The organism is Streptomyces sp. 11-1-2, assembly GCF_003595545.1.
Classification (GTDB): Bacteria; Actinomycetota; Actinomycetes; order Streptomycetales; family Streptomycetaceae; genus Streptomyces; species Streptomyces hygroscopicus_B.
The window spans coordinates 7739074-7751200 of record NZ_CP022545.1 but is presented as its reverse complement, the minus strand read 5'-3'; the positions used below and the strand labels follow the sequence as shown (position 1 = coordinate 7751200).

General features: G+C 71.6%; 11 protein-coding genes and 1 riboswitch. Of the genes, 3 read left to right on the top strand and 8 right to left on the bottom strand.

The genetic code is table 11. The features are described 5' to 3' along the window. The first annotated feature begins 29 nt into the window (after window positions 1-29). From CGL27_RS33445 to CGL27_RS33435, 3 genes are all read left to right on the top strand, one after another. Window positions 30-755 (top strand): ATP-binding cassette domain-containing protein, encoded by a 726-nt coding sequence (locus CGL27_RS33445; protein ID WP_119991644.1) that lies wholly within the window; start codon window positions 30-32, stop codon window positions 753-755. After that, window positions 737-1990: a hypothetical protein gene (locus CGL27_RS33440; protein WP_119991643.1), complete on the top strand. Its 1254-nt coding sequence runs from the start codon at window positions 737-739 to the stop codon at window positions 1988-1990. Before CGL27_RS33445 ends, CGL27_RS33440 begins: the two co-directional genes overlap by 19 nt. 105 nt (window positions 1991-2095) lie before the next feature. Beyond that, window positions 2096-3193 (top strand): LOG family protein, encoded by a 1098-nt coding sequence (locus CGL27_RS33435; RefSeq protein WP_119991642.1) that lies wholly within the window; start codon window positions 2096-2098, stop codon window positions 3191-3193. A gap of 90 nt (window positions 3194-3283) precedes the next feature. Here CGL27_RS33435 and CGL27_RS33430 read toward each other — a convergent pair whose 3' ends face one another. The 8 genes from CGL27_RS33430 to tsf all read right to left on the bottom strand — a co-directional run bounded on the left by CGL27_RS33430 (window position 3284) and on the right by tsf (window position 12070). Then, window positions 3284-4321, bottom strand: coding sequence for an ABC transporter ATP-binding protein (locus CGL27_RS33430; protein ID WP_119991641.1), 1038 nt, complete (start codon window positions 4319-4321; stop codon window positions 3284-3286). After that, entirely contained in the window at window positions 4322-5935 is a 1614-nt protein-coding gene (locus CGL27_RS33425) for an iron ABC transporter permease (protein ID WP_119994670.1), read from the bottom strand. A 95-nt stretch (window positions 5936-6030) separates the two neighbouring features. Further along, the gene (locus CGL27_RS33420; RefSeq protein WP_119991640.1) at window positions 6031-7104 is read right to left on the bottom strand and encodes a thiamine ABC transporter substrate-binding protein; all 1074 of its coding nucleotides are present in this window, start codon (window positions 7102-7104) and stop codon (window positions 6031-6033) included. Beyond that, window positions 7100-7204, bottom strand: a riboswitch (TPP riboswitch). (Overlaps the previous gene by 5 nt.) Window positions 7205-7277: 73 nt before the next feature. Then, window positions 7278-8384, bottom strand: a complete 1107-nt coding sequence (gene rlmN, locus CGL27_RS33415) for a 23S rRNA (adenine(2503)-C(2))-methyltransferase RlmN (RefSeq protein WP_078644005.1) — start codon at window positions 8382-8384, stop codon at window positions 7278-7280. A gap of 71 nt (window positions 8385-8455) precedes the next feature. Further along, the gene (locus tag CGL27_RS33410; protein ID WP_119991639.1) at window positions 8456-9634 is read right to left on the bottom strand and encodes a phosphatidate cytidylyltransferase; all 1179 of its coding nucleotides are present in this window, start codon (window positions 9632-9634) and stop codon (window positions 8456-8458) included. Beyond that, entirely contained in the window at window positions 9634-10191 is a 558-nt protein-coding gene (frr, locus tag CGL27_RS33405; protein WP_059144208.1) for a ribosome recycling factor, read from the bottom strand. The genes CGL27_RS33410 and frr overlap by 1 nt, the downstream gene beginning before the upstream one ends. A 104-nt stretch (window positions 10192-10295) precedes the next feature. Next, on the bottom strand, window positions 10296-11078 hold the full coding sequence (gene pyrH / locus CGL27_RS33400) for a UMP kinase (RefSeq protein WP_014055206.1): 783 nt from the start codon (window positions 11076-11078) through the stop codon (window positions 10296-10298). Between the two features lie 155 nt (window positions 11079-11233). Continuing rightward, window positions 11234-12070 carry a translation elongation factor Ts gene (gene tsf, locus CGL27_RS33395; RefSeq protein WP_014055205.1) on the bottom strand — a complete coding sequence of 279 codons (837 nt, stop codon included), beginning with the start codon at window positions 12068-12070 and terminating at the stop codon, window positions 11234-11236. Window positions 12071-12127 lie beyond the last annotated feature (57 nt).

Here is a 12127-nt window from a genome sequence, read left to right as displayed (position 1 = left end):
ACGATCGCAGGTAAGGCGAGGTGCTCGGGATGGTGGCTCCGCCGGACGACGACATGCTCGCGGCACGCACCGTGTCGTATGCCTACGGCGGCTCACCCGCCCTCCTCGGTGTCTCCCTCGGCGCCCGAGAGGGCGAGATCCTCGCCGTCACCGGTCCGCGGGGCTGCGGCAAGACCACCCTCCTCAGCTGCCTGGCGGGCCAACTCGTCCCGGACGGCGGGGAGGTGTGGTTCAAGGGCGTCCCCGTGCACAGCCTCCCCCCGCTCGGTCTCGAACGGCTGCGGCGCGACCACTTCGGCTGGATCGGCACCGAGCCCCATCTCGTCCCCGAGCTCACCGCCTGGGAGAACGCCGCGCTCGCCCTGATGCTGCGCGGCACCGGGCGGCGCGCCGCGAAGAGCGCCGCGTGCGAGTGGCTGGACCGGCTCGACATCGGCGAATGCGCCCGGGTGCGGCCCGCCGCGCTGCTGCAGTCGCAGCGCCAGCGGGTCGCCATCGCTCGTGCCCTGGCCGCCGGGCCGAGCGTGCTCTTCGCCGACGAGCCCACCGCCCCGCTGCACCAGGCCGACCGCGCCCAGGTGCTGCGCACCCTCACCTCGGCGGCCCGCTCCCACGGCATCACCGTCGTCCTCGCGACTCATGACCAGGAGGTGGCCACCCTCGCCGACCGCACCGTCGCCCTGCTCGACGGGCGCCGGGTGGGCTCGGACCCCTCCGAGGCGGAAGGCAGGGCCGCGTGCTCAGCCTCCGTCTGATCCGCGGTGCCCGCCCATCGGTGCTGCTGCGGCGGTCGCTGGTCACCGTCGCGGCGGCGGGCGCGAGCTTTCTGCTGCTGAGCGCCCTCGGATTCGCCTCGGGCCATCCGGCCGACTCGCAGGGCGCGGTGGGGCGGCTGCTGTGGTGCCTCGTGCCACTGGCCGCGACCGTCCATCTGGCCGTCGCCGTGGGCCGCGCCGACCCCAGCACCGGGCCGGGCCCCGGTTTCGCCGCGGCCGGACTCGGCCCCGCCCGTGCGGCACTGCTCGCGGCGGTCTCGATGGCGGCCGCCTGCGCGCTCGGCGGTGTGCTGGCGCTGCTGGTCTTCCTGCATCTGCGCGGCGACCTCGGCTCCTGGCTGGACTGGGCCGGAAGCGGGGCGGACGGCCAGCAGCTCGGCGGCGGTCGGCCGCTGCCCCTGGCCGGCACCGTGACGCTGCTCGCCGTCGTCCCCGTGCTGGTGGGCGCGGCGTGTGCGGCCGGACTGTGGCCCCGGCAGCCGCGGGCCGGACACCAGCCGGCCCGCGAACCACGAGGCGCCCGCCGCCCGGCGGTCCCGGCCCCGCCCACCGTCGTGACGGGGCCGGTCGCGCCCTGGCCCCACCGGGCCACCTCCGGCCTCCCGTGGGGCATCGCCCTGACCGCGGCCGGACTCGCCCTGCAGGCATACGCGAGCGGCGACGCGCCCCCGCACCCCGACGCCCTGCTCGCCGTGCCGGGCCGGCTCGGCGGCAACCCGCTCGGTGTGGTGGGCGGCTGGGCGCTGGCGGCGCTCGGGCTGGTGCTGGCCGGGCCCGGCCTCACCCATCTGTGCGGCAGGCTGCTGGCCATCGGGCGGCCCGGCGTGCTGCGGCTGCTGGCCGGGCGCATGCTCCAGCAGGAGGCCGGTCTTATCGGACGTCCGCTCGGCGCGCTGTGCGCCCTGGCCTCCGCCGGATACACCGTCCTGGAGCTGTACGGAAGGGCCTCCGGGCCGTCCGGCGCCCATGCCTTCGGCCCGCTCACCGGTCTGGGCGCGGCACTGGTCACGCTGTGCGCCGCGGCCACCACCCTGACCGCGGCCGTGGAGGCGAGGAGCGCGCGCGAGCGCACAACGGCCGCGCTGCTCCGCCTCGGCGCACCGGCCCGGCTGCTCCACGGGGCGGCCGCGCTGCGCGCGACGGCCCTGCTGGCGCTGCTGGTGCCGCTGGTGTGGGTGGTGGCGCATCTCACGGCGATGCCGTTCCGCCGCTGAAAATCTCGGGTGTTGGTGTCCATGCCTGGATTGTGCGACCAAGCGGCCCGGTCACGTTTGCCGCAATCCACAGCCCCCCACCTCCGGTGTGATTAGCATGTCGGCGTGCAGGAACCAGACCGGGAAATAGAGTCCATCGAGGAGTTCGACCAGGTCGTCGCCCGCGGCACCCTGGCCGGGTTCCGGGTCCAGTCCGTGGACCTGACGAGCCGTACGGCCGCGCTCCTCTCCACCGACACCAGCGAGGCGGTCTTCCTCGGCTGCCCGATGGAGTCCGAGGCGGCCGCGAAGGTCCGGGCCGGGAGTGCGCTGGTGTTCCCGCCGGTGCCGGATCTGCCCTTCGATCCGTACCGCGGCACCCTCTACTCGCCCGCGGAGCTCTTCAAGGGCCTCACGGAGCACGGTTACGCGCGGACGCCGGACGCGCTCGCCTACGCCTGGTTCCAGCGGACCAAGACGGACGGCGACATCTTCGCCTCCATGCTGCGCTCCATCCACGACGACGCGGTCTCCGACGCGCTCGACGAATTCCTCGTCGGGACGCGGGTGGTGGGCGTCATGGGCGGCCACGCGCTGGAGCGCGGCTCCGACGGGTTCGCGGGCGCCGCGCGCCTCGGACGGGCCCTGGCGCGGACCGGTCTCACGGTCGCGACGGGCGGCGGGCCGGGCGCGATGGAGGCCGCGAACCTGGGCGCCTACGCCGCTCCGCACGAGGACGCGATGCTGGACGAGGCGCTCGAACTGCTCGGCAAGACGTCCTCGTTCCGGCCGTGCATCGGGGCATGGGCCGAGGCCGCCTTCGCGGTTCGCGAACGCTGGCCGGACGGCGGGGCGTCGGTCGGCATCCCCACCTGGTTCTACGGGCACGAGCCGCCGAGCCCGTTCGCCTCGCACATCGCGAAGTACTTCGCCAATGCCACCCGGGAGGATGGGCTGTTGGCGCGCTCGACCGCGGGCGTGGTCTTCCTGCCGGGCGCCGCCGGGACCGTCCAGGAGATCTTCGACAACGCGACGCCGAACTACTACGAGTCGCGCGGTGAGCCCACCCCGATGGTGCTGGTGGACCGGGACCACTGGACCCGGCGGCTGCCGACCTGGCCGCTGCTCGAAGCGCTCGCGGAGGGACGGCCCATGAAGGCCCGTATCGCACTGGTGGATTCGGTGGACGAGGCACCCGAGGCGCTGCTGTCGCTGCTGGGCTGACCCGACGTCAAGAAGGCCCCGGCGTGGGAGAGCTCCCGCGCCGGAGGCCCCAGCATGAGGACCGCACCCCGGCGCGCCGTACTCCAGGCGTCAGGACGCGGCGTCCAACAGCACCACATCGGCCGGGTCGAAGGCCGCCCCCACCCGGGCCCCCGCCTCCGGGGCGTCCCGCAGGGCGCAGGACGCTTGCAGAGGCGGCGCGGCCAGGTCCGCCGGCCGCAGGATGAGCGCCACATGGTCGCCGCGGAAGGTGCGCGTCTCCACGGTGCACGCCAGCCCCTCCTCGGGGTCCGTCAGCCGCACCCCGGCCGGGCGGACCAGCAGCCTGGTGGGGCCCGGCCGGGAGCCGGGCGGAACGGGCAGCTTGCCCCAGCGGGTGTCGGCGACCTCGCCGTCCACGGTCGCCTCGACCACATTGTCGAAGCCGAGGAAGCGGGCGACGAACTCGGTGGCGGGCCGCTGCCACACCTCCAGCGGGGTGCCGGTCTGGGCGATCCGGCCGTTGTCCATCACCACCACCCGGTCCGCGAGCGCGAACGCCTCCCCCTGGTCATGAGTGACCGCGAGGACGGTGGTCCCCAGCCGTGCGAAGAGCTCGCGGAGTTCCATCACCAGCCGCTCCCGCAGCCCCCGGTCGAGCTGGCCCAGCGGCTCGTCCAGCATCAGCAGCTTGGGCCGCGGGGCCAGCGCGCGGGCCAGCGCCACCCGCTGCTGCTCGCCGCCGGAGAGCGAGTCGACGGGGCGGCGCTGGGCGCCCGGCAGCCCCACCAGCTCCAGCAGTTCGGCAACCCGGCGATCCGCCTCCGCCCGCCCCACCTTGCGCATCCGCAGCCCGAAGGCGACATTGCCGCCCACGTCCCGCTGCGGAAAAAGCTGGTGGTCCTGGAACATCAGCCCCACCCCGCGCCGGTGCGTGGGCACCCCGTTCTGGTCCTGTCCGGCGAGCCACACCCGGCCGTCGTCGGCGCGCTGCAGCCCGGCCACCACGCGCAGCATGGTGGACTTGCCGCTTCCGCTCGGGCCCAGCACACAGACCGTCTCGTGCTCGGCGACCTCCAGATCCACGGCGTCCAGCGCATCGCGCCGGCCGAACCTTACGGTCACCTCGTCCAGTCGCAGCAGCGTCATTCAGAACTCTCCGGAACGGTCGGTGCGGATGCGCTCGAGTGCCAGCAGCGATCCGGCGCAGACCAGCATCAGGATCGTGCTCAGGGCCATCGCCTGCCCGTAGGTGAGCTGTCCGGCCCGGCCCAGGAAACGGGCGATGGCCACCGGGAGGGTCGGCTGGTCGGGGCGCGCGATGAAGACGGTCGCCCCGAACTCGCCCAGGGAGACAGCGAACGCGAAGCCCGCCGCGACCGCCACGGCCCGCCCGACCAGCGGCAGGTCCACTTCCCGCCAGACCCGCCACGGGGACGCCCCGAGCACGGCCGCCGCCTCCCGGAGCCGGTGGTCCACCGCCCGCAGCACGGGCAGCATGGTCCGTATGACGAAGGGCACGCCCACCAGGGCCTGGGCGAGGGGCACCAGGAACCAGGAGGCACGCAGATCCAGCGGGGGCTCGTCGAGGGCGATCAGGAACCCGAATCCCACGGTGACGGCCGAGGTGCCCAGGGGCAGCATCAGCAGCGCGTCGAAGCCCCGAACCAGCCTGCCCGCCTTACGGGTGAGCGCGGCGGCGGCGAGGCCGCCCACGGCGAGGGCGAAGACGGTGGCGACCGCCGCGTACCACAGGGAGTTCCCGATGGCCTCCATGGGGGCCACGAAGAAGGTGCCTCCGCTGTCGGCGGCCGACCTGAGCGCCTCGTAGTAGGTGAATCCGTAGCCGTCCGGTCCGTTCAGCGAGCGTTCCACCAGCACCGCGAGCGGTGTCACGATCAGCAGGGCGACCACCGCCAGCACGCCCCACAGCAGCGCCCACTGCGCCGGGCCGTTCGGCCGGCGCGCCGTGCGGCCGGGGTCGACGAGCCGCAGGGCGCTCTCTCGGCGCCGTACGGTCCACGCGTGCAGGGCCAACACGGCCGCGACCGCGGCGAACTGGACGAGGGTGAGCACAGCGGCCGTGGGCAGGTCGAGCAGCTGTGCGGTCTCCCGGTAGATCGCCACCTCCAGGGTGGCGTAGCGGGGGCCGCCGAGGATCTGGATCACGCCGAAGGAGGTGAAGGTGAACAGGAACACCATCAGCGCGGCGGCGGCGACCGCGGGGGCCAGCGCGGGCAGCGTCACCCGGCGCCAGGCCGACAGCCGGCTCGCGCCGAGCACCCGCGCGGCCTCCTCCTGGCGCGGGTCGAGCTGGGCCCACAGCCCGCCGACGGTCCTGACGACGACCGCGTAGTTGAAGAAGACATGGGCCAGGAGGATCGCCCAGACGGAGGTGTCGAGCCGCACCCCCCACAGCTCGTCCAGCAGCCCGCCCCGGCCGAGCAGAGCCAGGAAGGCGGATCCGGCGACGACGGTCGGCAGCACGAACGGCACGGTCACCACGGCCCGCAGCAGCCCCTTGCCGGGGAAGTCGAAGCGGGCGAAGACATAGGCGCCGGGCAGCGCGACCGCGAGTGTGAGGGCGGTCGACGCGACCGCCTGCCAGCAGGTGAACCACAGGACGTCCAGCGTCGCCGGATCGGTCACCACCTCGGTGATCCGGCCGAACCGCCACTGCCCGCCGACGCGCAGCCCCCGGGTGACGATGGCGGCCACGGGATAGGCGAAGAAGACCGCGAAGAAGGCGAGCGGCACCGCCATCAGGGCGAGCCGGAGAGCGAGCGCGCGACGGCCGCCGCCGGCTGCCCTGTCGGCCTTACGGTGGCCGTCGGCCGTCTTACGGTTCTCGCGGGGCTCTACAGGACCAGCGAGGACCATGTCTTGACCCACGGCTCATGGTTCTTGGCGATCTTCTGCGGCGCCAGGGTGGCGGAGTCGGCGATCCTGACCCCGAACCGGGTGAACAGCTCCGGCAGCTTGGCGTCCTCGCGCGCCGGGTTGACGTACATGTTCAGCGGGATGTCCTCCTGGAACCGCTTGCTCAGCAGGAAATCCAGCAGCGCCTTGCCGCCCTTGGCGTTGCCCGCTCCGTTCAGCAGCCCGGCGAACTCCACCTGCCGGAAGCAGGTGCCCGTCGCCACCCCGGTGGGGGCCTTGGCGGGCTTGGTCTTGGCGTCGGCCACCTCGGCGGGCGGGCTCGAGGCGTAGGAGACGACGAGCGGCCGGTCGCCCTTGCCGCCGCCGGCCGAGCCGGAGAACCGGTCGTAATACGCCTGCTCCCAGCCGTCGACGACCTCGACACCGTTGGCCCGCAGCTTCTTCCAGTAGCCCTTCCAGCCGTCGTCGCCGTACTTGGCGGCCGTGGCGAGGAGGAAGCCGAGGCCGGGGGAAGAGGTGGCCGCGTTCTCGGTGACGAGGAGGTTCTTGTAGGCGGGCTTGGTCAGATCCTCCAGCGTCCGGGGCGGCGCCAGCTTCTTGTCGGCGAAGTACTCGCGGTCGTAGTTGACGCAGATGTCGCCGAAGTCGACGGGGGTGACGCGGTGCTCGGCCCGGTCGAGCTGAAGGGCCGCCGGGACCTTGTCGAGGCCCTTGGCCGTGTAGGGGGTGAACAGGTCGTTGTCGAGCGCCCGGGAGAGCAGGGTGTTGTCGACGCCGAAGAACACATCGCCCTGGGGGTGGCCCTTGGACAGGATCGCCTGGTTGACGGCGGCTCCGGCGTCGCCCCCGGCCTGCACCCGCACCTTGTAGCCGGTCTCCTTGGTGAACTCCTTGAGGACCGCCTTGGAGGCCGCGAACGAGTCGTGCGTGACCAGGGTGACCGTCTTGGAGTCCGCGCCGCTCTTGGAATCCTCGCCGCAGCCGACGAGCGCGCCCAACGCCAGTGAGCCGAAAAGGGCGGCTGAGATGGCACGCCGAAGCTGGCTGTTCATGGTGATGCTGACTCCCTACGCCGGTATGACCCGGATCAGGTCCGAGGGTCTGCGGCCGTGCCGCACTCTCAGCGCTCTGAGCGCTCCCCTGTCGGAATGTTCACTTGTACGGATATTCAGTTTTACGACGACCGCATGATGCGACGACGCTCAGGCACCGTATCAGCCGGTCCTCAGCGCTCAGAAGCCGCCAGCTGCCCGCAGGCCCCGTCGATCTCCTGGCCACGGGTGTCCCGGACGGTCACCGGCACCCCGTGGGCCTCCAGGGCCGCCACGAACGCCTTCTCGTCCTCGGGCCGGGACGCCGTCCACTTGGAGCCGGGCGTCGGGTTGAGCGGAATGAGGTTCACATGCACCCGGCGGCCCTTGAGCAGCCGGCCGAGCAGATCGGCGCGCCACGCCTGGTCGTTGATGTCCTTGATCAGCGCGTACTCGATGGAGACCCGGCGGCCGGACTTCTCCGCGTACTCCCACGCGGCGTCCAGGACTTCGCGCACCTTCCAGCGGGTGTTGACCGGCACGAGGGTGTCGCGCAGCTCGTCGTCGGGCGCGTGCAGCGACACCGCGAGCCGGCACTTGAACCCCTCGTCGGCGAACCGCAGCATCGCCGGCACGAGGCCGACGGTCGAGACGGTGATCCCGCGCTGCGAAAGGCCGAGGCCGTCGGGCTCGGGGTCGGTGAGCCGGCGGATGGCGCCGACGACGCGGTTGTAGTTGGCCAGCGGCTCGCCCATGCCCATGAAGACGATGTTGGACAGCCGGGCCGGCCCGCCGGGGATCTCACCGTCGCGGAGAGCCCGCATTCCGTCGACGATCTGGTGCACGATCTCGGCGGTGGACAGATTGCGGTCCAGCCCCGCCTGGCCGGTGGCGCAGAACGGGCAGTTCATCCCGCAGCCCGCCTGTGAGCTGATGCACATGGTGACCCGGTCCGGGTAGCGCATCAGTACAGACTCCACGAGCGTGCCGTCGAAGAGCCGCCACAGGGTCTTGCGCGTGGTGTCGTCGTCGCAGCTGACGTGGCGCACCACGCTCATCAGCTCCGGCAGCAGCCCGGCGGCCAGCTTCTCGCGCGCGGCGGCCGGTATGTCGCTCCACTGTGCGGGGTCGTCGACGTAGCGCGCGAAGTAGTGACGCGACACCTGACTGGCCCGGAAGGGCTTCTCCCCGAGGGCGGCGACGGCCTCCCGGCGCTCGGCGGGTGTGAGGTCGGCAAGATGCCGCGGGGGCTTCTTGGCCCCGCGCGGCGCGGCGAAGGTGAGTTCTCCGGGCTTAGGCATGATTCACCCAGTGTCGCAGACGTACGAAGGGCCCCGCGCCATGCGTGGCGCGGGGCCCGTGGGCGGCCTCGTCAGCCGCCGCCCACGAAGATCACCAGCAGCAGCCACGCGACCGGCGCGGTGGGCAGCAGCGAGTCGAGCCGGTCCATGATCCCGCCATGGCCGGGCAGCAGCTTGCCCATGTCCTTGATGCCGAGGTCCCGCTTGATCATGGACTCGCCGAGGTCGCCCAGGGTCGCGCTGACCGCGACGGCGAGGCCGAGCAGCAGGCCCTGCCACCAGACGCCGTCGTCGATGAGGTACTGCATGCACAGCGCGCCCGCGACCATCGCGAAGGTCACCGCGCCCAGCAGCCCCTCGCGGGTCTTGCCGGGGCTGATCCGCGGCGCCAGCGGATGCTTGCCGAAGCGCCAGCCCACCGCGTACGCCCCCGTGTCGCTGACCACGGTCAGCAGCAGGAAGGTGAGGACCCGCCACGGGCCGTCCCCGGTGTCGAGCATGAGCGCCACGAAGGTGGCCAGGAACGGCACGTAGAAGGCGGCGAAGACGCCCGCGGTGACATCCCTGAGGTAGTTGTCGGGCGGTTCGGTCATCCGCCAGACCAGCACCGCGAGCGCCGTGAGCGCCACCGCCACCACCGCGCCCTGGGCACCGCGCACATAGCCGGCGACGATCATGGCGACCCCGCCGACCGCGAGCGGCACCAGCGGGACCCGGATGTCCTTGCGCTCGGTCAGCCGTGAGGTCAGCTCCCAGAGCCCGACCACCACCGCGACCGCCACCACGCCGACAAACACGGGCTTGTAGATGAAGAGCGAGGCCACGATGATCACGCCGAGGCCGATGCCCACCCCTATCGCGGCGCGCAGATTACGGCCCGCGCTCTTCTTCCCCTGCCCGGCACCGGCCCCGCGCGCGCCGCCGTCGGCCGAGGCCGGGTCGGGCGCGGGGTCGGGGGGCGTCGGCGGGCGCCCGGCGGGCGGCCGGGGTCCGGGCTGCGGCTCCTGCTCGTCGCGGAAGAGGGGGCCACTCAGCCGAGCGGCCCCCCGGTCACGGTCGGCGTCCTCGCCGGAGTTGCCGCCCGCGTGGGGCACGGTGGGCATGGGGCGAGTCTGCGCCGCTTCGCCCACCTCGTGCGCGGGACCCGCCGAAGAAGGCGCCGCCACCCAGCCGTAGCCGGGGGAGGTGCCCTGACCGCCCGGTGCCCGGAATCCGGCGCTTGGTGGGGCCCCCCAGGAAGAGTCGTTCATCAGACCTCGAGCAGCTCGGCTTCCTTGTGCTTGAGCAGCTCATCCACCTGCGCGACATACTTCGCCGTGGTGTCGTCGAGCTCCTTCTCGGCGCGGCGTCCCTCGTCCTCGCCGACCTCGCCGTCCTTGATCAGCTTGTCGATGGACTCCTTGGCCTTGCGCCGGACGCTGCGGATCGAGATCTTCGCGTCCTCGCCCTTGGCCTTGGCGACCTTGATGAACTCCTTACGGCGCTGCTCGGTGAGCTCGGGGAACACCACCCGGATGATGTTGCCGTCGTTGCTCGGGTTGACGCCCAGATCCGAGTCCCGGATCGCCTGCTCGATATTGCGGAGCGCGGTCTTGTCGAACGGCGTGACCACGGCCATGCGCGGCTCCGGCACCGAGAACGACGCGAGCTGATTGATCGGCGTCAGCGCACCGTAGTAGTCCGCCACGATCTTGTTGAACATCGCCGGGTGCGCACGCCCGGTGCGGATCGCGGCGAAGTCCTCCTTGGCGACCACAACGGCTTTCTCCATCTTCTCCTCGGCCTCGAGGAGGGTCTCTTCGATCACCACTTGCTCCTGGTGTTATCAGTAAGCAGAGCCTCGCCCCTGCGTGCGTCTTCTCCTGCACGGTGTCCGACCGGCAGGCCGTTGTCCATCCCCCGTTCGAGCCGTCAGGCCCGGGAGCCCTGGTCGCTCACCAGCGTGCCGATCTTCTCACCCTTCACCGCGCGCGCGATATTTCCTTCGGCCAGGAGCTCGAAGACGAGGATGGGCAGCTTGTTGTCCCGGCAGAGGGTGATCGCGGTGGCGTCGGCGACCTTCAGGTCCCTGGTGATCACCTCGCCGTACTCCAGGGCGTCGAACTTCACCGCATCGGGGTTACGGGCGGGGTCGGAGTCATAGACCCCGTCCACGCCGTTCTTCCCCATGAGCAGGGCCTGCGCGTCGATCTCCAGCGCCCGCTGGGCCGCGGTGGTGTCCGTGGAGAAGTACGGCATGCCCATACCCGCGCCGAAGATGACCACGCGCCCCTTCTCCAGGTGGCGCACCGCACGCAGCGGAATGTACGGCTCCGCGACCTGGCCCATGGTGATGGCGGTCTGAACGCGGGAGTCGATGCCCTCCTTCTCCAGGAAGTCCTGGAGGGCGAGGCAGTTCATGACGGTTCCGAGCATGCCCATGTAGTCCGAGCGGGCGCGGTCCATACCGCGCTGCTGCAGCTCCGCACCGCGGAAGAAGTTACCGCCACCGATGACGATGGCGATCTCGGCGCCGTCCCTGACCACGGCGGCGACCTCGCGGGCGATGGCGTGCACGACATCGGGGTCGACGCCGAGTCCCCCGCCTCCGGCGAACGCCTCGCCGGACAGCTTCAGCATGAAGCGACCATGCTTGGCCGCACCGTGCGCGTTCTTGTCGTCGGCGGCCTGTTTGGCGTCCGCGCCGTGATTCATTGGAGATCTCCTCGTGCACATACGAAGAAGGCCACTGCCGGACGGGTCCTGTTACGACCTCTGCGGCAATGGCCTCCTCGTCACATCTGCGGCCGACCGGTTGACGGTTGGCTGACTACGACCCTATCGGGGTCGACGGTCATTCGCTGCTCGGCTCAGACGCCGACGCGGAAACGGGCGAAGCGCTTGAGCGAGACACCGGCCTCGTCCAGGACCTTCTGGACGGACTTCTTGTTGTCCTTGGCGAACGGCTGGTCCACCAGGACGTTCTCCTTGAAGAAACCGGTGACGCGACCCTCGACGATCTTCGGCAGGGCGCCCTCGGGCTTGCCCTCCTCGCGGGCCGTGGCCTCGGCGACGCGGCGCTCGTTCTCGACCGTCTCGGCCGAGATCTCGTCGCGGGTGAGGAACTTCGGGGCGAAGGCGGCGATGTGCTGCGCGACGTCCTTGGCGACCGTGGCGTCTTCCTTGTCCAGCTCGACCAGGACGCCGACCTGCGGCGGCAGGTCCGGGCTGGTGCGGTGCATGTACGCCGCGACGTAACCGCCGGAGAACTGCGCGAAGCGGTCCAGGACGATCTTCTCGCCGAGGGTCGCGTTGGCCTCGTCGACGAACGCCTGAACGGTCTTGCCCGCCTCGATCTCGGAGGAGAGCAAGGCGTCCAGGTCGGCCGGGGAGGTCTTGGCGACGTGGGCGGCGATGGCGTCGGCGACGGCCACGAACTTGTCGCCCTTGGCGACGAAGTCCGTCTCGCACTTCAGCTCGACCAGCACGCCGGAGGTCTTGTCGTCCGCGATGAGGGAGACGACAGCGCCGTTCTCGGCGTTGCGGCTCTCCCGCTTGGCCACGCCCTTCTGGCCCTTAACGCGCAGGATCTCGACGGCCTTGTCGACGTTGCCCTCGGCCTCGTCCAGCGCCTTCTTGCAGTCCATCATGCCGGCGCCGGTCAGCTCACGGAGCTTCTTGACGTCAGCGGCGGTGAAGTTCGCCATGATCTGTAAATCTCTTCTCGAAAGTCGAAAGCTCTACGGGTGAACGGCGGGGGCGGC

Coding starts and splice junctions, on each gene's coding strand:
- CGL27_RS33445 (WP_119991644.1), top strand. CDS start 30: ATGGTGGCTCCGCCGGACGACGACATGCTCGCGGCACGCACCGTGTCG.
- CGL27_RS33430 (WP_119991641.1), bottom strand. CDS start 4,321: ATGACGCTGCTGCGACTGGACGAGGTGACCGTAAGGTTCGGCCGGCGC.
- CGL27_RS33425 (WP_119994670.1), bottom strand. CDS start 5,935: ATGGCGGTGCCGCTCGCCTTCTTCGCGGTCTTCTTCGCCTATCCCGTG.
- CGL27_RS33420 (WP_119991640.1), bottom strand. CDS start 7,104: ATGAACAGCCAGCTTCGGCGTGCCATCTCAGCCGCCCTTTTCGGCTCA.
- rlmN (WP_078644005.1), bottom strand. CDS start 8,384: ATGCCTAAGCCCGGAGAACTCACCTTCGCCGCGCCGCGCGGGGCCAAG.
- CGL27_RS33410 (WP_119991639.1), bottom strand. CDS start 9,634: ATGAACGACTCTTCCTGGGGGGCCCCACCAAGCGCCGGATTCCGGGCA.
- pyrH (WP_014055206.1), bottom strand. CDS start 11,078: ATGAATCACGGCGCGGACGCCAAACAGGCCGCCGACGACAAGAACGCG.
- tsf (WP_014055205.1), bottom strand. CDS start 12,070: ATGGCGAACTTCACCGCCGCTGACGTCAAGAAGCTCCGTGAGCTGACC.